Origin of the sequence: Micromonospora sp. NPDC093243 (assembly GCF_044753725.1) — a bacterium.
In the GTDB taxonomy this organism is placed as follows: domain Bacteria; phylum Actinomycetota; class Actinomycetes; order Mycobacteriales; family Micromonosporaceae; genus Micromonospora.
Map to the genome: position 1 here is coordinate 265811 of NZ_JBIVNT010000005.1, position 21141 is coordinate 286951.

The following is a 21141-nucleotide window of genomic DNA, read 5'->3' on the forward strand; positions in this document are numbered from 1 at the left end:
CATCGTCGGCCACGCCGTGCTTCACTGGAGACGGCAACCAACCAGTTAGTTAGTAGAAGGAGTGATGATGAGCGGCTACCCCCTGCCCGACCAGTCCGGACGCCTCGCGGTCGTGACCGGCGCCAACAGCGGCGTCGGACTGGAAACCGCCCGCCGACTCGCCGCCGCCGGCGCCGAGGTGATCCTCGCCGTGCGCAACACCGACAAGGGCGACACCGCCGCGGCCGACATCCGCGACACCACCCCCGACGCCCGGCTCCGCGTCGAGGAACTCGACCTGTCCCGCCTCGCCTCGGTCGCCGACCTCGCCCGCCGGCTCACTGCCGCCGGCCGCCCGCTGGACCTGCTGGTCAACAACGCCGGCGTGATGGCCGTACCGACCCGGCACACCACCGCCGACGGCTTCGAACTCCAGTTCGGCACCAACCACCTGGGCCACTTCGCGCTCACCGGCCGACTGCTCCCGCTGCTCACCGCCGGCAACCGCCCCCGCGTGGTCACCCTCAGCAGCGGCACCCACCACTTCGGCCGCATCGACTTCGACGACCTGCAGAGCGAGCGGCGCTACAGCGCCCAGCGCGCCTACGCGCAGTCGAAGCTCGCCACGCTGATGTTCGCCGACGAACTGCAACGGCGCAGCGACCGGCACGGCTGGGGCCTGCTCAGCAACGCCGCGCACCCCGGCGCGACCCGGACCAACCTGCAGGCCGCCGGCCCCAGCCTCGGTCGCGACCGCACCGAGATCCCGTTCTCCACCCGGCTCACCATGCGGATCCCCGGGTTCTGGCAGGACGTCGACCAGGGCGCGCTGCCCACCCTCTACGCCGCCACCAGCCCCGACGCGGCCGGCGGGGAGTACTACGGCCCGAAGGGCCCGTTCGGCCTGACCGGCCCACCCGCCGTCGCCCGCAAGTCGCGCCGCGCCCGCGACACCGGGGTCGCGGAGCGGCTGTGGCGGGACTCCGAGCAGCTCACCGGAGTCAGCTACCCGCGCACGGCGATCCCGGCCGGCCGGTAGCCGGGCGGCCCCTAACCGAGCCGCCGGGGCCTTCACGACTTGGGGCCGACGTGCCGGTCCAGGGCGGCGACGGCGTCCCGCCGGGCCACCGAGAGCGAGTTGCACCGGTTCATCCGCCAGGCGATGCCCAGCTCGTCGAGCGCCCACTGACAGAGCCCCATGATGTCGGCCGACTCGTTGACGAACATGTAGCGCGGATAGACGTAGCTCTTTCCGCGCACCGTCACCCGGTTGTCGAACCGGGCGCCATCGGAATGGAAGAGGCCCCGGAGGAAGTCGCCGGGCTGCGGGGTAAGGATCTCCCGCTGCCAATCGGCGAGGCTGATCTTCCGCTCGTGTTTCTTGCCCGGCCCGTGCTGCGGCAGCAGGCAGGGCCAGTGCATTCCGTAGCTCTGAACGCTGACGCACCCCTGCTGCGGCACACGCTGCACTCGTGCGGCGAGAACGGCCCGCATGGTGGCGTCGCAGGCCTCGATCAATCCGGGCCAGCGATTGCCACAGCTGATCCTCAGCACCGGTACCCGGGCCGAGGTGACCAGGTGCCCGTCGCCGAGATAGAGGCCGAACAGGTAGGCGTACGCCGGACCAGGTGTCGGATTGTCGACGTCGCGTCGGCACCGGAAGCACCGCGCCGCGGTCCCATGGACCATCGAGTCGGGCTGCTTGCGGCACCACTCCCACACGGTGCGGTAGGGCAGGCCGACACTGCGGGCGACCTGCGCGACACTCACACCGGACTGGTGCTGCGCGCGGGTCTCGGCACGGATTTCGGGCGGGTGCACGAGACCATCGTGAGTCGTGCCTATGACGTTTCTTGGTGCCCCCGGTGGGATTCGAACCCACACTGTCGATCTTTTGAGAATCGCGCCTCTGCCGGTTGGGCTACAGGGGCTTCTGTAGTTCAGCCCCATCAGGGTACCCACTAGGCTAAGGGCGCCGATACCCGGCTGGGCGGGTGTCGGGTTCTGACTGGTGGGGGTAGGGCTCGTGGCCGAGACGCAGACGGATGCCGAGCGCAGGCGCGTACTGATCGCCGAGGACGAGGCGCTCATCCGGCTGGACCTGGCCGAGATGCTTGTCGAAGAGGGCTACGAGGTGGTGGGGGAGGCCGGCGACGGCGAGACCGCCGTCCGGCTCGCCGAGGAGCTCAAGCCCGACCTGGTCATCCTCGACATCAAGATGCCGATCATGGACGGGCTGGCCGCCGCCGAGCGGATCGCCGGCGCCCGGATCGCCCCGGTGATCATCCTGACCGCGTTCAGCCAGCGTGACCTGGTCGAGCGCGCCCGGGCGGCCGGCGCGATGGCCTACCTGGTGAAGCCCTTCCAGAAGAGCGACCTGGTGCCGGCGGTCGAGATCGCGCTCTCCCGCTACGCGGAGGTCGCCGCCCTGGAGGCGGAGGTCGCCGGCCTGACCGACCGGCTGGAGATCCGCAAGACGGTGGAGCGGGCCAAGGGCGCGCTGATGACCACGTACGGGATGACCGAGCCGCAGGCGTTCAAGTGGATCCAGCGCACCGCGATGGACCACCGGATGACCATGAAGGAGGTCGCCGAGCGGATTCTCGCCGAGACCGCCGGCGGTGAGGTGACCCGGCCGGCCTCCTGACGGCCGCTTTTCGGGGGGCGCCAGCACCCGCTGCTGATAGATAGCATCGGATCCGTGTCTCTCAGGCGCGTGATCGCGATGTTCGGTCTGTCCGCCGTGCTCCTCGCCGGCTGTGACCGCGCGCCCGCGCGGGTCGATCCCGAGCCGCTCGCCCCGGCGTGGCAGCAGGTGACCCTGCCCGCGCCGCCGGGGGCTCCCGGCCGGCTGCTGCTGCGCGACGCCGTTGCCTGCGCCGGTCGCTGGTACCTGGTGGGCGGGGTCGCCGACGCCGCCGGTGACACCCGGCCGGCGGCGTGGACCAGCACCGACGGCGCCGCCTGGCGGAACGTGGCGATCCAGGCGGATTCCTTCTACGGCCGGCAGAACGTGCTCTACGCGGTGGGTTGCCGCGACGGCGTGGCCGCGGTGATCGGTGCGAAGGTGGGCGGCGCCCACGGCTATCCGCGGGTGAGCACCTGGCGGCAGCGGCCGGACGGCGCGCTGGTCGAGGTGCAGGCGCCGTTCGAGACGTTCGGTGGGCCGAAGGCGGTCAACGTCTCGCGGCTGGCCGGCGGCCCGGCCGGCTGGTTGATCGCCGGCAACCGGTCCAGCGGGGCGGCCGCTTGGGTGTCGTCCGACGCCGCCGACTTCGCCCTGGTCGAGGGCGCGCCGGAGTTGGCGACCGACGCGACCGGGGTGAGCTGGGCGTTCGACGCGGTGGCCGGGCCGGCGGGCTGGCTGGCCGTCGGTGGGCTGCTGCCGCCGGGGCGGATCGACCGCGATCCGGCGGTCTGGACGTCGACCGACGGGCGCTCCTGGCGGCGGACGGTGCTGCCGGGCAGCCGGGACTACGAGGAGTTGCAGCGGGTCGTGGTCGTCGACGGGATGCCGGTGGCGGTCGGCCTGCGGGGCGGCACCTTCGGTGCCTGGCGGCAGGAGCCGAGCGGCTGGGTGGCGGCCGGTGGTTTCGGCCGCCGGGCCGCGTCCGGGGTGCCGTCGGTGACCTCCCTCGTCGCGGCCGGTGGTCGGCTGGTCGTCGCGGTGGCCGACGGGGAGCGGCACTCGGTCTGGGAGTCGGTCGACCGGGGCGGCTCGTGGCGCCCGGTGACCACCCCGCTCGAGCCGAGGGCCGGGGCGGACCGGGACGTGGCGCTGGTGGCGGTGGGTGACCGCTGGTGGCTGGCGGTCGACGACGGGCAGCGCGCCGGGTTCTGGACGGCGCCGGTCGGGTCGGGGTCGTGACCGGCCGGGAGCGGGTGTCGACTGCGCCGGCTGGGGTGTTAAGGACCAATCGACGGATTGACCTGTTACGGGGATCGCGCGGATCGCGTACGTCTTCGTAACGGTTTCGCAGACCCCGGCACTAGGCCTTCCGGGACGGTGTGCGGTGTCGGTACGCTCCGCCATCACGAGCCGTAACGCAGGGGGCGTCCCTGCGGGGTGGGTGGAACTGCGGGTAACTGCCGTCCCCGTCATATCGGGTCAGGCACGCCCGCATCTGGAGGAGGTCAGGAAGCCGTGAGGCGAAGCTATGTACGGGCGCTGAGCACCGCCGCGCTCGCTGCGACCCTGGTGGTCGCGGCTGGTTGTCAGGACTCCGGCGGTGGCGATGGTGGCACCGCGTCGGGTGACTGCGGTGGCAAGATCGCGATCTTCGGTGCGTTCACCGGTGACAACGCCGGTCTGGTCATCCCGTCCCTGAACGGCGGGAAGCTCGCCGTCAAGCAGTTCAACGAGGCGAACCCGGACTGCAAGGTCACCCTGCAGGAGTTCGACACCCAGGGTGACCCCGCGGTGGCGACCCCGTTCGCGAACCAGATCGCGGGTGACAACTCGTTCCTCGGTGTCATCGGTGGTCACTTCTCCGGTGAGTCGGACGCGACGATGCCGATCTACCAGGCTGCTGGCCTGGCGATGGTGGCCCCGTCGGCGACCCGTACCGACCTGACCCAGAAGGGGAACACCTCCTTCTTCCGGGTGGTCGGCAACGACGGCACCCAGGCCGGCGCGGTGGCGACGTACCTGAAGTCGCAGAACGCGCAGAAGGTCTTCATGATCGATGACGCCAGCGCGTACGGCGCGGGCATCACCGACGAGCTGGGCAAGCAGCTCGGCCCGCTGGTGGTGAACAAGGACAAGATCCAGGAGCGGCAGGCGCAGTTCGACGCCACCATCTCCAAGATCAAGGCGGCGCAGGCCGACTACGTCTTCTACGGCGGTTACACCCGCGAGGCTGCTCCGCTGGTGAAGCAGATGCGCGCCGCTGGCGTGCAGGCCAAGTTCGTCGGCCCGGACGGTCTCTACGACCCGGCGTTCCCGGAGGGTGCCTCCGGCGGTGCCGAGGGCGCGATCATCACCTGCCCGTGCCTCCCGGCTGACAAGGCCGGCGGTACCTTCTCCGCCGACTACCAGAAGGAGTACGGCATCGCGCCGGGCTCCTACGGTGCCGAGGGCTTCGACGCCGCGAAGATCTACCTGGACGCCTTCAAGGACGGCAAGAAGACCCGGGCGGACATCCTGGCGTACGTGAAGGCGTACGACAAGCAGGGCGTGTCGAAGTACATCAAGTTCGACGCCAAGGGTGACGTCGACCCGACCAAGGTCGTCATCTGGGCCTACCAGATCAAGGGCACGGCGATCGAGCCGCTGCAGGAGCTCAAGCTCAGCTGACGCCTAGGCGCTGGAGTGCGGCCGGGGTGCTGAACCCCGGCCGCACTCGATTCAAGGAGACCCCCGGTGCATTTCGATGAACTGATCGGCCATCTCGGCCAGCACACGGTCGACGGCCTTTCCAAGGGCGCCATCTACGCCCTGATCGCCCTTGGCTACACCCTCGTCTACGGCGTCCTTCGCCTGATCAACTTTGCGCACTCCGAGGTCTTCATGGTCGGTACCTTCGCGGTGCTGATCCTGTGGAACCAGCTCGGGGTGGAAAATAACCCGCCGATCGGCCAGGCGATCCTGTTCCTGGTGCTCGGTCTGCTCGTCGCGGCGGTCGCCTCGGGCGGTACGGCCCTGGCGCTCGAACGGATCGCCTACCGGCCGTTGCGGCGTAAGAACGCGCCGCCGCTGATCTTCCTGATCACCGCGATCGGTCTGTCGCTGGTCTTCGTGGAGCTCTTCGGGCAGGTGCTGCCCAAGCTGCTCGGTGGCGTCCTGCCGGCGGCGTTCGGCCGGCCCCGGCAGATCGTCGGTATGCCGACGATCATCCAGCAGGAGACCCTGTTCACCATCGGCAACACGGCGATCACGAACATCCAGCTGATCGTCCTCGTCGCGGCGGTGGCGATGATGGCCCTGCTGGACTGGTTCATCAACCGCACCCGCTACGGCCGGGGTGTGCGGGCGGTGGCCCAGAACCCGGAGACCGCCGCGCTGATGGGTGTCAACCAGGAGCGCGTGATCATGCTGATCTTCGTGCTCGGTGGCATCATGGCCGGCGCCGCCGCTCTGTTGTGGAGCATGCGGTTCGGCTTCACCCAGAACAGCATCGGCTTCGTGCTCGGCCTCAAGGCGTTCACGGCCGCCGTCCTGGGCGGTATCGGCAACCTGCGCGGCGCGCTGCTGGGTGGCCTTTTCCTCGGCATCGTCGAGGTCTACGGCGCCACGCTCTTCGCCTCCAACTGGGAGGACGTCATCGCCTTCGTGGTGCTGATCGTGGTGCTGATGTTCCGGCCGACCGGTCTGTTGGGCGAGTCGCTCGGGAGGGCCCGCGCATGATCGACAAGATTCGCTCCGCTGATCGCCGCCGGGTGGGCCTGCTGACCACGGTCGGTGACCGCTGGCGGGCGCTGCCGAAGTGGCAGCAGGGCATCGGGCTGGTCGCCTTCGTGGCGATCCTCTACTACCTGCCGCTGCTCGGCATTCCGGGTCTGACCTGGTTGCGTACCGACTCGATCGAGGGCGGTAACAACTGGGCGGGCGTGCTCTTCGTCTGTGCCATCTACGTGCTGGTCGCGATCGGCCTGAACGTGGTGGTCGGCCTCGCCGGCCTGCTCGACCTGGGCTACATCGGCTTCTTCGCGATCGGCGCGTACAGCGTGGCGCTGTTCGGCTCGGTGAACTCGCCGGTGGTGAAGTGGATCCAGCAGGAGTTCGACCTGCCGTCGACCTGGGCGGTGACCTGGGCGATCTGCCTGTTCATCGCGATCGTGCTGACGATGATCTCCGGCGTGCTGCTGGGCTGGCCGACGCTGCGGCTGCGCGGTGACTACCTGGCCATCGTGACGCTGGGCTTCGGCGAGATCATCCGGATCGTGGCCCGCAACGCCACCGGGCTGACCAACGGTCCGGTGGGCATCTCGGCCATTCCCGGGCCGGAGGGTGCGCCGTCGGCGGACAACAAGGTCTTCGGGCTGATCGACGCGAAGCCGTGGTACTGGCTGGCGATCACCTTCGTGCTGATCATGGTGTTCCTGGTCCGCCGGCTGGAGCGCAGCCGAGTCGGTCGGGCGTGGTTGGCGGTGCGCGAGGACGAGGACGCCGCGGCGGTGATGGGTGTGTACCCGTTCAAGTTCAAGCTCTGGGCGTTCGCCATCGGTGCGGCGCTCGGTGGCCTGTCGGGCTTCCTGTTCGGTAGCCGGAACGCGTTCATCGACCCGACCCAGTTCAACGCGAACCTCTCCATCCTCTTCGTCGCCATGGTCGTGGTCGGTGGCTCCGGCAACATGCTCGGCGTCTCGCTCGGCGCGGTGCTGCTGGCGTACCTGCCGGAGCGGTTCCGCGACTTCGCCGACTACCGGTGGCTGGTCTTCGGTCTGGCCATGGTGCTGGTGATGATCCTGCGTCCGCAGGGCCTGATCCCCAGCCGGCGACGGGCCCGGGAGTTGAAGGATCGCGCGGCAGAGGCAGAGGAGGCGCCCGCTCATGTCTGACGAGACCACCAGCACGCCGGCGCCGAAGATCCCGGCCCAGCCGGGACCGCGGCCGCTGCTGCTCGAGATCGACAACGTCACGCTCCGCTTCGGCGGTGTGGTCGCCCTCGACGGGGTGAACTTCCAGATCCACGAGGGCGAGATCCTCGGGCTGATCGGGCCGAACGGCGCCGGGAAGACGACCTGCTTCAACGTGATGACCGGGGTGTACCGGCCGACCTCCGGGGCGGTCCGGTTCCGGGGCGAGAAGGTGACCGGCCGTAAGCCGCACCAGATCAGCCAGTTGGGCATCTCCCGGACGTTCCAGAACATCCGTCTCTTCCCGGAGATGACGGCGCTGGAGAACGTCATGGTCGGTACGGACTCGCGGCACAAGACGAGCGTGCCGGGGGCGCTGTTCCGGCTCTACCGGGTGCGGCCGAAGCCGGAGGAGTTGCCGCAGGTCACCGCCGAGGCGGGCATTCAGCGGTCGTGGCAGGAGGTGCGCCGTACGTTCGCCAAGACGTTCGGCCTGTCCCGGCACATCCTGGAGGAGCGGGCCGCCGAGGCGAAGGCGCTGGCGCTGCTGCGCTTCGTCGGAATCGCCGACCGGGCCAACGAAGAGGCGCGCAACCTGCCGTACGGCTACCAGCGTCGCCTGGAGATCGCCCGGGCGTTGGCCACCGAGCCGAAGCTGATCTGCCTGGACGAGCCGGCCGCCGGCTTCAACCCGGCGGAGAAGGAGGAGCTCCTCACCCTGATCCGGAAGATCCGTGACATGGGCCTGACCGTGCTGCTCATCGAGCACGACATGCGGCTGGTCATGGGGGTCACCGACCGGATCGTGGTGCTGGAGTTCGGCCGCAAGATCGCCGAGGGTGCGCCCGCGGAGGTCAGCCGCGATCCGAAGGTGATCGCCGCGTACCTGGGGGAGTCCGTCGATGACGCTGCTTGAGCTGGAGAACGTCACCGTCTCCTACGGCCGGATCGAGGCGTTGCACGGCATCAGCCTCACCGTGAACGAGGGCGAGGTGGTGGCCCTGATCGGCGCGAACGGCGCCGGCAAGACCACCACCATGCGGGCCGTCTCCGGTACCCGGGCGCTCTCCGGCGGGAAGATCACCTTCAACGGCGAGGACATCAGCAAGCTCCGGGCCGACCTGCGGGTGATCCGGGGGCTGTGTCAGTCGCCGGAGGGTCGGCAGATTTTCCCGGGTATGACGGTGATGGAGAACCTGGACATGGGGGCGTACACCCGGCGGGACTCCGCCGGCATCGCCGCCGACCTGGACCGGGTGCTGACCCTCTTCCCGCGGCTGGCCGAGCGGCGCAAGCAGGCCGGCGGCACGCTCTCCGGCGGCGAGCAGCAGATGCTCGCGGTCGGTCGGGCGCTGATGAGCCGGCCGAAGCTGCTGCTGCTGGATGAGCCGTCGATGGGTCTGGCCCCGATGGTGATCCGGCAGATCTTCGACATCATCACGGAGATCAACCAGCAGGGCACCACGATCCTGCTGGTGGAGCAGAACGCCCAGCAGGCGCTCTCCCGGGCCCACCGGGGGTACGTGTTGGAGACCGGTCGGATCGTGAAGGAGGGGTCCGGCGAGGACCTGCTGCACGACCCGGCGGTCAAGGAGGCGTACCTCGGCGTCGCCTGAGCGACCCGGACCGTCGGGGGGGGGGGCCCCCCCCCCCGGGGGGGGGGGCCCCCCCCGGGGGGGGGGGGGGGCGGGGTGGGGGGGGGGGGGGGGGGGGGCGCCCCCCCGGGGGGGGGGGGGGCGGGGGGGGGGGGGGCCCCCCCCCCGGCCGGGGGGGCGCCCCCCCCCCGGGGGGGGGGGGCCCCCCCGCCGCCGTTCGGATCCGGTGTCCGGTTTCCCGTCGGGGCGCGCGGTGCCGGCAGCCGGGGATGTCGGTGCGACGGACTAGAGTCGCTGCCGTGACAGCTACGACGCCGCGCCTGCTCCTCGTCGACGGACACTCCCTGGCATACCGGGCTTTCTTCGCCCTGCCGGTGGAGAACTTCTCCACCACGACGGGGCAGCCGACAAACGCCGTCTACGGCTTCACCTCGATGCTGATCAACGTGCTGCGCGACGAGCAGCCGACGCACATCGTCGTGGCGTTCGACGTGTCCCGCCACTCCTTCCGCACCGACCGCTACGCGGAATACAAGGCCGGCCGCAGCGAGACCCCGACCGACTTCAAGGGCCAGGTCAGCCTGGTCAAGGAGGTCCTGGCGGCGCTGCGCATCCCGGTGGTCGAGATGCCCGGCTACGAGGCCGACGACGTCATCGCCACCCTCGCCTGCCAGGCCCGTGACCAGGGCATGCAGGTGCTGATCACCACCGGCGACCGCGACGCGTTCCAGCTGGTGGGCGACCAGGTCACCGTGCTCTACCCGCGCAAGGGCGTCTCCGACCTGGCCCGGATGGACCCGGCGGCCGTCGAGACGAAATATGGCGTCGGCCCGCAGCGCTACCGCGACCTGGCCGCGCTGGTCGGCGAGACCAGCGACAACCTGCCGGGTGTGCCCGGGGTCGGCCCGAAGACCGCCGCCAAGTGGATCAACATGTACGGCGGGGTGGAGGGTGTCGTCGCCCGGGCCGACGAGATCAAGGGCAAGGCCGGCGACAGCCTGCGCGAGCGGCTCGCCGACGTGATCCGCAACTACGAGATCAACTGCCTGGTCTCCGACCTGGAGCTGCCGCTGCGCCCGGAGGATTCCCGCTGGGCCGGTTGGGACCGGGAGGCGGTGCACCAGGTCTTCGACACCCTCGAGTTCCGCATCCTGCGCGACCGCCTCTACCAATATCTGGAGTCGGTCGAGCCGGAGGCCGAATCGGGCTTCGACCTGGCCGGTGAGGTGCTCACCGAGCCGGGCGCGTTGACCGGCTGGCTCGCCGCGCATGCCCCGGCCGGCACCCCGGTCGGTGTGGCGGTCAAGCTCGACACCGGCCCCAACCGCCGGCACACCGCCGACCTGCTCGGCATGGCCCTGGCCTCCGCCGGCGGGGCCGCGGCCTGGTTCGACCCGAGCCGGCTCGACCCGGCCGACGAGGCGGCGCTGACCGGTTGGCTGGGCGACGGCGAGCGGCCCAAGGTGCTGCACGACGCCAAGCCGGCGCTGCTGGCGTTGGCCGCGCGCGGCTGGCCGCTGGAGGGGGTGGTCCGCGACACCCAGATCGCCGCCTACCTGGCCCGCCCTGACCAGCGCTCCTACGACCTGACCGACCTCGCCCTGCGCTACCTGCACCGCGAGCTGCGGGTCGACGCGCCCGAGACCGGCCAGCTGACCCTCGACGGGCTCGGCGGCGACGGCGAGGCCGAGCAGAACCTCATGCTCCAGGCCCGGGCCACCCTCGACCTGGCCGACTCGATCGACGCCGAGCTCTCCCGCGACGGTGAGCAGTCCGCCCGGCTGATGTCCGGCGTGGAGCTGCCGCTGATGCGGGTGCTCGCGGCGATGGAGCGCACCGGCATCGCCGCCGACACGCACTACCTCTCCGAGCTGGAGGCGCACTTCGCCGCCGAGGTGAAGGCCGCCGCACAGGGCGCCTACGAAGCGGTCGGCCGGGAGTTCAACCTGGGCTCGCCCAAGCAGTTGCAGGAGATCCTCTTCACCGAGCTGGGCCTGCCGAAGACCAAGAAGATCAAGACTGGCTACACCACCGACGCCGACGCCCTGCAGTGGCTCTACGCGCAGAACCCGCACCCGGTGCTGGCGCACCTGCTGCGGCACCGCGACGTGGCCAAGCTGAAGTCCACCGTCGACGGTCTGCTCAAGTCGGTCTCCGACGACGCCCGGATCCACACCACGTTCAACCAGACGGTGGCCGCCACCGGTCGGCTCTCCTCGACCGAGCCCAACCTGCAGAACATCCCCATCCGCACCGAGGAGGGGCGGCGGATCCGCCGTGCCTTCGTGGTGGGGGAGGGCTACGACTGCCTGCTCACCGCCGACTACAGCCAGATCGAGATGCGGATCATGGCGCACCTCTCCTCCGACGACGCGCTGATCGACGCGTTCAACTCCGGCGCCGACTTCCACGCCGCGACCGCGTCGTCGGTGTTCGAGGTGCCGCTCACCGAGGTCACCGCCGACCAGCGGCGCAGGATCAAGGCGATGAACTACGGCCTGGCCTACGGGTTGAGCGCGTTCGGGCTCTCCCAGCAGCTCGGGATCAGCGCCGAGGAGGCGCGCGGGCTGATGGAGAACTACTTCGCCGGGTTCGGCGGGGTGCGCGACTACCTGCAGGAGGTGGTCGCCCGGGCCCGCCGCGACGGCTACACCTCGACCATCCTGGGTCGCCGCCGCTACCTGCCCGACCTGGTCAGCGACAACCGGCAGCGGCGCGAGATCGCCGAGCGGATGGCGCTCAACGCCCCGATCCAGGGCTCCGCGGCCGACATCATCAAGGTCGCCATGCTGCGGGTCGACACCGCCCTGCGCGAGGCCGGGCTGCGCTCGCGGATGCTGCTGCAGGTGCACGACGAGTTGGTCTTCGAGGCGGCACCGGGCGAGCGGCAGGCGCTCGAGGAACTGGTCCGCCGCGAGATGGGTGCCGCGCATCCGCTCTCGGTGCCGCTGGAGGTCTCCGTCGGTGAGGGTCGCGACTGGAACAGCGCCGACCACTGATCCGCGGGTCTACCGTCCCGGGCCCCGGCGCGACTCCGGCGGGGCGCCGCGCCGGTCGAGAGCCCGCCGGGACGGGCCGCCGGGCGGCGGCAGCGGCGCCTTGAGCGGGTCGTGCCCCCAGTTCATCAGGGAGTACCGCCACCGGGTGTCCCGGACGTCGCCGCTCGGCCGTTGCGCCATGTGCCGGCGGACATATCCGACGACCTTGCGCATGTGCTTGAAGTCGGCCTCGGAGAGTTCGGCGCGCTTGCGGCGCAGCAGGCCGATGATCCGCCGGCCGGACTCGTGCCCGACCGACTCACCGCCTCCGCCGCCCTTCTTGCGCCAGCCGACGTGCTTGGACTCGTCGCTCTCCAGCCACTTCGACAGCTCGCCGGGCTTCATGTTGACCGCCTCGGTGAACTCCCGGTAGGTGTCCCGGCCGTCGTCACGTGGACTCATGCCGCAACACCTCCGGTCGGTGGGCGACGTCGCGGCCCGAGTCGTCGTTGCGGATCCGGTACTGCGGCTCGTCCTGCGAGGCGTTCACGGCGTGCCCACGCACGTGCGTCCGGTCCACCAGCTTCTCCTTGACCACGCCGTACGCCCGGCCGCTGTGACTGGCCCAGGAGACGTGGTCGCCCTCGCGGAATTCCCTCTGCTCGGCCATACGCGGTGGCTACCCGGGCCCCGCCGGCCGAAACAGCCAGCCGCCGGCTCCCGGGGGCGCCGGCGCGGCGGCGCGGGCGGGGTTCCGCGGTGGCGACCGCGCTCAGCCGGCCGGCTTCTCGGCCACGAAGATCGCGGTGCCGGGGAAGAGCCGCCCGCGCAGCGGGCTCCACTGCCCCCAGATCCCCTCGTGTCCCGCCGGCCACTCCGGCTCCACCAGGTCGACCAGCCGGAACCCGGCGTCGACCAGCTCCCGGATCCGGTCGCCGAGGGTGCGGTGCTGCTCCACGTAGCTGGCCACCCCGGCGTCGTCCTGCTCGACGTAGGGCACGCGGTCGAAGTAGGAGTGCACCGCCCGCAGCCCGCCCTCGCCCGGGTCGTCGAGAAAGATCCACCGCATCGGGTGGGTGACCGAGTAGACCCAGCGGGCGCCGGGGCGCAGCACCCGGTACACCTCCCGCATCAGGGCGGCGGAGTCGGCCACGAACGGGATCGCCCCGAACGCCGTGCAGGCGGTGTCGAACGCCTCGTCGGCGAAGGGCAGGGCGAGCGCGTCGGCCTGCACCAGCGGCACGCGTACGCCGCTGCGCTCGGCGGCGAGCGCGGCGTGCCGCAACATGCCGGCGGACAGGTCCATCGCGACCGGCCGGGCGCCCTGGGTGGCCAGCCACCGGGCGGCGGCCGCGGCTCCCGCGCCGACCTCCAGGATGCGGCGCCCGGGCAGCTCGCCGAGCAGCCGGACGTCGGCCTCGCGCACGCCCTCCGGGCACCAGACGAAGTCCACCTCGCCGAGGAACGCCCCGTGCTCGGCCTGGTAGTCGTCGGCGTCGGCGTCCCACCACCCGCGGTTGGCCCGGCGGGCCTCGGTGTCACTGACCCGGCGCCGGGTCACCCGGCTGTCGTCGTCCACCCGCTCACGCTAGGGCTCATCGACGCCGCGGGCGCGGGTGGGCCCGGCGTGGCGGGCGAGGTAAGTGGCGTGACAGGTGTGACCCGCGAGACAGGTGGGACGGATTCCGGGTGATTTCTCGGCTTTCGCAGGTCACGAGGCGACGACCAGACGGGAGGGCTTGCACGCTGTGGTAATGCGCAGGGTAGGCTTGACGATGCGCTCGCGGATCGTGTGCCTCGGCAGGGAGCAGGTGCGCGGTCGACGAAGCCACCTGACGGCGCCACATCAATTCTCACTTGGCAGTCGTTCGGTGTGCCCGACGACGGATCCGCTGGCGCGACAGGGTCACCGCGACACCAGCCTGCAGTGACAACCCATCCGACCGGAGCAACCGCCCACATGACGAGCAGCATCGAGGCCCCCTCGAGCGCCACCAAGGTCACCGTCGACGACCTCGGCTCCGAGGAAGCTTTCCTCGCCGCGATCGACGAGACCATCAAGTACTTCAACGACGGCGACATTGTCGAAGGCACCGTCGTCAAGGTCGACCGGGACGAGGTCCTGCTCGACATCGGCTACAAGACCGAGGGTGTCATCCCCTCTCGTGAGCTGTCGATCAAGCACGACGTGGACCCGGCCGAAGTGGTCTCGGTTGGCGATCACATCGAGGCCCTTGTCCTCCAGAAGGAGGACAAGGAGGGGCGTCTGATCCTCTCGAAGAAGCGCGCGCAGTACGAGCGGGCCTGGGGCACGATCGAGAAGATCAAGGACGAGGACGGCGTCGTCCGCGGCTCGGTCATCGAGGTGGTCAAGGGTGGCCTCATCCTCGACATCGGGCTGCGCGGCTTCCTGCCCGCCTCCCTGGTCGAGATGCGGCGCGTGCGTGACCTGCAGCCGTACGTCGGGCGTGAGCTCGAGGCCAAGATCATCGAGCTGGACAAGAACCGCAACAACGTGGTCCTGTCCCGCCGGGCCTGGCTGGAGCAGACCCAGTCCGAGGTGCGCACCGAGTTCCTCAACAAGCTCCAGAAGGGCCAGGTCCGCAAGGGCGTCGTGTCCTCGATCGTCAACTTCGGCGCGTTCGTCGACCTCGGCGGCGTCGACGGTCTGGTGCACGTCTCCGAGCTCTCCTGGAAGCACATCGACCACCCGTCCGAGGTCGTCGAGGTGGGCCAGGAGGTCGAGGTCGAGGTCCTGGACGTCGACCTGGACCGCGAGCGGGTCTCGCTGTCGCTGAAGGCGACGCAGGAGGACCCGTGGCGGCAGTTCGCCCGCACCCACGCGATCCAGCAGATCGTGCCGGGTAAGGTCACCAAGCTGGTGCCGTTCGGCGCGTTCGTCCGGGTCGACGACGGCATCGAGGGCCTGGTCCACATCTCCGAGCTGGCCGAGCGCCACGTGGAGATCCCGGAGCAGGTCGTCCAGGTCGGCTCCGAGGTCATGGTCAAGGTCATCGACATCGACCTCGAGCGGCGGCGGATCTCGCTCTCGCTCAAGCAGGCCAACGAGGGCTTCGTCGAGGGCGAGGAGCACTTCGACCCGACCCTCTACGGCATGGCCGCGACCTACGACACCGAGGGCAACTACATCTACCCCGAGGGCTTCGACCCGGAGACGGGCGAGTGGCTCGAGGGCTACGACAAGCAGCGCGAGACCTGGGAGAACCAGTACGCCGAGGCTCGTCAGCGCTGGGAGGCGCACACCAAGCAGGTGCAGAACTCCCGCGCCGCCGACGCCGAGGCCGCTGCCAACCCGACTCCGGTCGTTCCCGCCGGTGGTGGCACCACCTCCTCGACCAGCCCGGCCCCGAGCCGGCAGGCCGAGGAGCCGGCCGGCACCCTGGCCACCGACGAGGCGCTCGCCGCTCTGCGGGAGAAGCTCGCCGGGGGCAAGTGACCCCTGTGACGACTCCAGCTCGGCGCGTCTGACGCCGCGCAGTGCCCTGGAGCCGTCGCTGACGACGGGCCCCGTCCCGGCGATCATCCGATCGCCGGTGGCGGGGCCCTCGCCGTTTCCGCCGACGCCCACCCCGCACGGGGCCGGTCGTTTGGCAGTGCGGGCTTGATCAGGTTGACTGGTGCCGTGCTGATGGTGGGATTGACCGGCGGGATCGGGTCGGGCAAGAGCGCCGTGGCGGCCCGTCTCGCCGCGCTCGGCGCGGTGCTGATCGACGCCGACCAGGTGGCCCGGGAGGTGGTCGCGCCGGGCACCCCGGGGCTCGCCGAGATCGTCGAGGCCTTCTCCCCGGGGGTGTTGGCCGCGGACGGCAGTCTCGACCGCCCGGCGCTCGGCGCGCTGGTCTTCGCCGACGAGGCCGCCCGCCGCCGGTTGGAGGCGATCACCCACCCCCGGGTCCGGGCCCGGACCGCCGAGCTGGCCGCCGCCGCGGCGCCCGACGCGGTCGTGGTCAACGACGTGCCCCTCCTGGTCGAGGTGGGGCTCGCGCCCACGTACCACCTGGTGGTCGTGGTGCAGACGGCCGTGCCGACCCGGCTGGAGCGGCTGGCCCGCGACCGGGGGATGGATCGGGCGGAGGCCGAGCGACGGATCGCCGCGCAGGCCGACGACGCCCGCCGGCGGGCGGTGGCCGATGTGCTCCTGACCAACGACGGCAGCCTGGCCGAGCTGCACGACGCGGTCGACGCGCTCTGGCGGGACCGGCTGCTGCCCTACGAGCGGAACCTGCGCGAGCGGCGGGTGGCCCAATCGGAGCAGGTGGGGCTGGCCGAGCCGGACCCGACCTGGCCGCAGCAGTACGACCGGCTGGCCGCCCGGATCCGGCGCGCGATCGCCCCGGCCGAGTGGCGGATCGACCACATCGGCTCCACCGCCGTGCCCAAGTTGGCCGCGAAGGACGTCATCGACATTCAGCTCACCGTGCCCACCCTCGCCGAGGCGGACGGGCCGCTCGCCCAGCGGCTGGCCGACGCCGGCTTTCCCCGGACGCCGGGCCAGTGGTGGGACAGCCCCCGGGCGGCCGGCCGGGGCCGCTGGGAGAAGCGGCTGCACGCCAGCGCCGACCCGGGCCGCCCGGTCAACCTGCACATCCGAGCGGCCGACTCACCGGGCTGGCGGTACGCGCTGCTGACCCGCGACCACCTGCGTGCCGACCCGGACCAGCGGTCCGCGTACCTGCTGCTCAAGCGGGAGCTGGCGGCGACCGCGCCGGACAGCGCCACCTACACCACCGCCAAGGACCCGTGGTTCGACGAGGAGCACCTGCGCGCCGAGCAGTGGGCGGCGCAGACCGGCTGGCGGCCCTGACCGCCGGCCAGCCGCTGCTCCGGCCCGTTCAGCGGCCCGTTGCCGCCGCTGCCGCCCGGGCGGCCGGCCGCTGCGGCGCGGGCAGCCGAGGCACCGTGCCGGGGCTGAGGTCCAGCTGCGCCCAGACGCCCGGCCGGGTGTGCAGCTCGACCCGGCGCAGCAGGCCGGCGCGGTCGATCCAGTAGCGCAGCCGGGTCCGGGCGGTACCCAGCTCGATCACGTCCACCGTCCGCCCGGCCAGAGTGTCCTGTCGCAGCCGCACCGGCGAGCCGGACGGCGCCGTCCGGCCCGCGGCGAGGGCCGCGTCGACCAGCACGGTCAGCTCGTCCGACCCGGCCCGCGGCGAGCGCCAGGTGGCGCCGGACGGCGGCGGCAGTGGGGGCCGGCCCGGCTGCTCCGGGTCGCCGGCGGCGGGCACGTCCGCCCGGGAGCTCCCGGCCCGGTCCCGGCGCAGCAGCGTCCGGCGATCCGGTACGCCGAGGTCGGTCACCGCCAGGTAGGCGGTGCCGGCGCTCCAGCTCAACCAGCCCGCCCCGCGCAGGTTCGTCTCCCGCCCGACCGGGGCGGTGAGCGTCGCCGTGGCGCCGCCCCGGACCCGCAACCGCCCGGGCAGGCGGTCCAGTCGGGCCTGCTCGCCGGCGGTCAGGGCGCGGGGCAGCCCGGGTCGACCACCGAGGGCGTCGACCGGGCGCAGGGTCGGCCGGTCCGTCCGGTTCAGCGTCACGGTCACCGGGCCCGAGCCGGACAGCCGGGCGGTCAGCCGGTGCAGTCGGGCCTCCCGGTCCACCCAGTACCGCGGCAGGTCGTCCGGATCGGCCGCCGGACTCGGCGTGCCCGCGACGGAGGGTGCCGGCAGCGGCGCGGCCAGGACGTCCACCGGCCCGACCGCCAGGCTCTCCTGGCGCACCCAGCGGGCACCGGACGCACGCAGCGCCGCGGGGGGTTCCGCGCGGTCGGCGGCGAGGCCGAAGAGCAGCTTGAGCACGGGCGCCAGGGCGCTCCCGGCGGGCAGGTCGTGCAGGCGCCAGCGGTCCCCGGGTGGCACCAGCGGAGGCGGCGCCGCGGTGGGTACCGCCGCCGGGTCGGGGCGGATCACCAGCACCGACGGGGTGGCCTGGAGCAGGCCGCGCTCCGCGCCCGCGCCCGGTCCGCCGACGTCGAGGTAGAGCAGCGGGCGGGACCAGTCGACCCAGCCCACCAGCTCGGTGCGGGCCGCTCCGTCGCCGACCGTCACGTGCAGCCCGGCGCGCAGGTCGCGGTAGTTGGTGACCCGTACCGCGGCCAGCCGTTCGCTCTCGGCGACGGTCAGCGCCCGGGGCGGTTCGACCGGATCGGGAGCCCAGCTGAGCAGCCCGAGCACCAGGCCCGCGGCGGAGAGGACCGCGACCCCGCCGAGCAGCGCCAGCAGGCCCCGTCGACGGCGGCTGGTGACCCGGGGCAGGAACCCGGAGTCGTCGGGGCCACCGCCTCCGCCGGGCGACACCGCGGGCGTTGCCGGGGCGGCGATGGTCGGGACGGCGGAGCCGGTCGGCCGGGGTCGGTCGGCCGGAGAGGTCGCCGGGGGATCCGGGCGAGGAGCCCGGGCGGGGGACGTGTCCACGCGTTGTTGAACGGGCGGGACACGGGTGGGGTGACGAATAGGGGCGCTCGCGGCGGCCGGTCAGCGCCTCGAGCGCGACCACCACGGGTGCGCACGCCGGGCACGCCGGGTGCTGCGACCCCTGTGCCGGGGGTGGCCTGCCGTGATGACGGCCCGGCCACCGGCCCGGTCGGCCGCCGCGAGCGGCCTACGTGAAGAGCGTAGCCGGGTGGCATGTGCCACACAATGGAATATCGAAGCTGATCAGGTGCCTCGCCGAGACGGCGGATCGTGTCGGACCTCCGGCGTACCGTTGAGGTCATGGCGCTCGACATTCCCCGGCTGGACGGCCGCTTCCAGGTCGTCAGTGAATTTCAGCCCGCCGGTGACCAGCCGGCGGCCATCGACGACCTGGAGCGCCGGGTCCGGCGCGGCGACCGCAACACCGTGCTGCTGGGCGCGACCGGCACCGGCAAGAGCGCCACCACGGCGTGGCTGATCGAGCGGTTGCAGCGGCCGACCCTGGTGCTGGCACCCAACAAGACGCTCTGCGCGCAGCTGGCCAAGGAGTTCAGCGAGCTGCTGCCGCACAACGCCGTCGAATACTTCGTCTCCTACTACGACTACTACCAGCCCGAGGCCTACATCCCGCAGACCGACACCTACATCGAGAAGGACTCCTCGATCAACGAGGAGGTGGAGCGGCTGCGGCACTCGGCGACCATGTCGCTGCTCACCCGCCGCGACGTGATCGTGGTGGCCACCGTCTCGGCGATCTACGGCCTGGGCACACCGGAGGAATACCTCGACCGCGCGGTCCGGGTCGCCGTCGGGCAGGAGCTCGACCGCGACCAGCTGCTGCGCCGGCTGGTCGACATCCAGTACACCCGCAACGACATGGCCTTCAACCGGGGCACCTTCCGGGTCCGTGGTGACACGCTGGAGATCATCCCGGCCTACGAGGAGCTCGCCGTCCGGGTGGAGCTCTTCGGCGACGAGGTGGAGAAGCTCTACTACCTCAACCCGCTCACCGGTGACGTGGTCCGCGAGGTCGACCAGCTGGTCATCTTCCCCGCCACGCACTACGCCGCCGGCCCGGAGCGGATGGAGCGGGCGATCCGCGACATCGAGGTCGAGCTGGCCGAGCGGCTGGCCGAGCTGGAGCGGCAGGGCAAGCTGCTCGAGGCGCAGCGGCTGCGGATGCGCACCACCTACGACATCGAGATGATGCGCCAGGTCGGGTTCTGCTCCGGCATCGAGAACTACTCGATGCACATGGACGGGCGGCTGCCCGGCAGCCCACCGCACTGCCTGCTCGACTACTTCCCCGACGACTTCCTGACCGTGGTCGACGAGTCGCACGTGACGATCCCGCAGATCGGCGGCATGTACGAGGGCGACGCGTCGCGTAAGCGGATGCTCATCGACCACGGCTTCCGGCTGCCCAGTGCCGCCGACAACCGGCCACTGCGCTTCGACGAGTTCCTGGAGCGGGTCGGCCAGATGGTCTACCTCTCCGCGACCCCGGGTCCGTGGGAGCTGGAGCAGGCCCAGGGCGAGTTCGTCGAGCAGGTGATCCGCCCGACCGGTCTGATCGACCCCGAGGTCATCGTCAAGCCGACCAAGGGCCAGATCGACGACCTGATGCACGAGATCAAGCTGCGCACCGAGCGCGACGAGCGGGTCCTGGTCACCACGCTGACCAAGAAGATGGCCGAGGACCTGTCCGACTACCTCCTGGAGAACGGCATCCGGGTGCGCTACCTGCACTCCGAGGTCGACACCCTGCGCCGGGTGGAGCTGCTGCGCGAGCTGCGCAAGGGCGACTACGACGTGCTGGTCGGCATCAACCTGCTCCGGGAGGGCCTCGACCTGCCCGAGGTGTCCCTGGTGGCGATCCTCGACGCCGACAAGGAGGGGTTCCTGCGCAGCGGCCGGTCGCTGATCCAGACCATCGGCCGGGCCGCCCGAAACGTCTCCGGCCAGGTGCACATGTACGCCGACAAGATCACGCCGTCGATGGCGGACGCGATCGACGAGACCAACCGTCGGCGCGAGAAGCAGACCGCGCACAACGAGGCCCACGGCATCAGCCCCGAGCCGCTGCGCAAGAAGATCCACGACATCCTGGACGACATCTACCGCGAGGCGGAGGACACCGAGCAGAACACCCGGGTCGGCGGCGCGGTGCGGCAGCTGTCCCGAGGCAAGGCGCCGGTCAAGGAGACCCGCAGCCGCGGCCGGGCCGCCACCGGCGGCACCTCCCGCGAGGGGATGGCCCGGGCCGACCTCGCCCAGCTCATCCAGGAGCTCAACGACCAGATGCTCGCCGCCGCGCGGGAGCTGCAGTTCGAGCTGGCCGCGCGGATCCGCGATGAGGTCGTCGACCTGAAGAAGGAGCTGCGCGGCATGGACGCCACCGGGGTGAAGTGACCGATGGCGTCCCGACGAGCTTGATGACGCAGCGGCATTTTGATACCTCAGCGGCATCAAGCTCGTCGTCGACCCACCGGCCGCCCCGGCGCTCCCGGCGCGGGCGTGCCGACCTCTTCCACTCCGGCGAGGCGGTGACCGGCGCGCCGTGCTTCGGGAGCCGGTCGCGAGCGGCCGACCCGTTGCGGGGATCCGCTGATCGGCCCCCGGCGTCGTGCCCTGATCGCCCCTCGG

Annotated in this window: 17 protein-coding genes and 1 tRNA gene; 12 read left to right on the forward strand and 6 right to left on the reverse strand. The window is 71.5% G+C overall.

The window, feature by feature from the left end:
* Positions 1-67 precede the first annotated feature (67 nt).
* Complete coding sequence (locus ACIP9D_RS18805) at positions 68-1018, forward strand: SDR family oxidoreductase (RefSeq protein ID WP_350872575.1); 951 nt, start codon at positions 68-70, stop codon at positions 1016-1018.
* Positions 1019-1050: 32 nt separating this feature from the next.
* Here ACIP9D_RS18805 and ACIP9D_RS18810 read toward each other — a convergent pair whose 3' ends face one another.
* Both ACIP9D_RS18810 and ACIP9D_RS18815 read right to left on the reverse strand, forming a co-directional pair.
* A complete protein-coding gene (locus ACIP9D_RS18810) occupies positions 1051-1800 on the reverse strand; it encodes a transcriptional regulator (RefSeq protein ID WP_350872577.1) in 750 nt (249 codons plus the stop codon).
* A 33-nt stretch (positions 1801-1833) separates the two neighbouring features.
* A tRNA-Leu gene (locus ACIP9D_RS18815) sits at positions 1834-1910 on the reverse strand.
* A 95-nt stretch (positions 1911-2005) separates the two neighbouring features.
* Between ACIP9D_RS18815 and ACIP9D_RS18820 the strand changes: the two genes are divergently transcribed.
* From ACIP9D_RS18820 to polA, 8 genes are all read left to right on the forward strand, one after another.
* On the forward strand, positions 2006-2626 hold the full coding sequence (locus ACIP9D_RS18820) for a response regulator (protein WP_350872578.1): 621 nt from the start codon (positions 2006-2008) through the stop codon (positions 2624-2626).
* 54 nt (positions 2627-2680) lie between these two features.
* A complete protein-coding gene (locus ACIP9D_RS18825) occupies positions 2681-3847 on the forward strand; it encodes a hypothetical protein (RefSeq protein WP_350872580.1) in 1167 nt (388 codons plus the stop codon).
* A 276-nt stretch (positions 3848-4123) separates the two neighbouring features.
* Positions 4124-5275 (forward strand): branched-chain amino acid ABC transporter substrate-binding protein, encoded by a 1152-nt coding sequence (locus tag ACIP9D_RS18830; protein ID WP_350872582.1) that lies wholly within the window; start codon positions 4124-4126, stop codon positions 5273-5275.
* 66 nt (positions 5276-5341) lie between these two features.
* Positions 5342-6325 (forward strand): branched-chain amino acid ABC transporter permease, encoded by a 984-nt coding sequence (locus tag ACIP9D_RS18835; RefSeq protein ID WP_350872585.1) that lies wholly within the window; start codon positions 5342-5344, stop codon positions 6323-6325.
* A complete protein-coding gene (locus tag ACIP9D_RS18840) occupies positions 6322-7479 on the forward strand; it encodes an ABC transporter permease subunit (protein ID WP_350872586.1) in 1158 nt (385 codons plus the stop codon). The genes ACIP9D_RS18835 and ACIP9D_RS18840 overlap by 4 nt, the downstream gene beginning before the upstream one ends.
* Complete coding sequence (locus ACIP9D_RS18845; RefSeq protein WP_350872588.1) at positions 7472-8413, forward strand: ABC transporter ATP-binding protein; 942 nt, start codon at positions 7472-7474, stop codon at positions 8411-8413. The genes ACIP9D_RS18840 and ACIP9D_RS18845 overlap by 8 nt, the downstream gene beginning before the upstream one ends.
* Complete coding sequence (locus ACIP9D_RS18850) at positions 8400-9113, forward strand: ABC transporter ATP-binding protein (protein ID WP_350872590.1); 714 nt, start codon at positions 8400-8402, stop codon at positions 9111-9113. Before ACIP9D_RS18845 ends, ACIP9D_RS18850 begins: the two co-directional genes overlap by 14 nt.
* 278 nt (positions 9114-9391) lie before the next feature.
* Positions 9392-12091 carry a DNA polymerase I gene (gene polA, locus ACIP9D_RS18855; RefSeq protein ID WP_350872592.1) on the forward strand — a complete coding sequence of 900 codons (2700 nt, stop codon included), beginning with the start codon at positions 9392-9394 and terminating at the stop codon, positions 12089-12091.
* 9 nt (positions 12092-12100) lie between these two features.
* Here the strand turns inward: polA and ACIP9D_RS18860 are convergent, their stop codons facing one another.
* The 3 genes from ACIP9D_RS18860 to ACIP9D_RS18870 all read right to left on the reverse strand — a co-directional run bounded on the left by ACIP9D_RS18860 (position 12101) and on the right by ACIP9D_RS18870 (position 13649).
* Positions 12101-12532, reverse strand: coding sequence for a DUF3140 domain-containing protein (locus tag ACIP9D_RS18860; protein ID WP_350872594.1), 432 nt, complete (start codon positions 12530-12532; stop codon positions 12101-12103).
* Positions 12519-12740 carry a DUF2945 domain-containing protein gene (locus tag ACIP9D_RS18865; RefSeq protein WP_350872596.1) on the reverse strand — a complete coding sequence of 74 codons (222 nt, stop codon included), beginning with the start codon at positions 12738-12740 and terminating at the stop codon, positions 12519-12521. The genes ACIP9D_RS18860 and ACIP9D_RS18865 overlap by 14 nt, the downstream gene beginning before the upstream one ends.
* Before the next feature lie 102 nt (positions 12741-12842).
* Positions 12843-13649 carry a class I SAM-dependent methyltransferase gene (locus ACIP9D_RS18870; protein WP_350872598.1) on the reverse strand — a complete coding sequence of 269 codons (807 nt, stop codon included), beginning with the start codon at positions 13647-13649 and terminating at the stop codon, positions 12843-12845.
* A gap of 381 nt (positions 13650-14030) precedes the next feature.
* Between ACIP9D_RS18870 and rpsA the strand changes: the two genes are divergently transcribed.
* A complete protein-coding gene (gene rpsA / locus ACIP9D_RS18875) occupies positions 14031-15527 on the forward strand; it encodes a 30S ribosomal protein S1 (RefSeq protein WP_350872599.1) in 1497 nt (498 codons plus the stop codon).
* 186 nt (positions 15528-15713) lie between these two features.
* Positions 15714-16895: a dephospho-CoA kinase gene (gene coaE, locus ACIP9D_RS18880; protein ID WP_350872601.1), complete on the forward strand. Its 1182-nt coding sequence runs from the start codon at positions 15714-15716 to the stop codon at positions 16893-16895.
* A 28-nt stretch (positions 16896-16923) separates the two neighbouring features.
* Here the strand turns inward: coaE and ACIP9D_RS18885 are convergent, their stop codons facing one another.
* Positions 16924-18378: a hypothetical protein gene (locus tag ACIP9D_RS18885; protein WP_350872603.1), complete on the reverse strand. Its 1455-nt coding sequence runs from the start codon at positions 18376-18378 to the stop codon at positions 16924-16926.
* 417 nt (positions 18379-18795) lie between these two features.
* On the opposite strand from ACIP9D_RS18885, the gene uvrB reads away from it, so the two are divergent.
* Positions 18796-20907, forward strand: a complete 2112-nt coding sequence (gene uvrB / locus ACIP9D_RS18890; RefSeq protein WP_350872604.1) for an excinuclease ABC subunit UvrB — start codon at positions 18796-18798, stop codon at positions 20905-20907.
* Positions 20908-21141 lie beyond the last annotated feature (234 nt).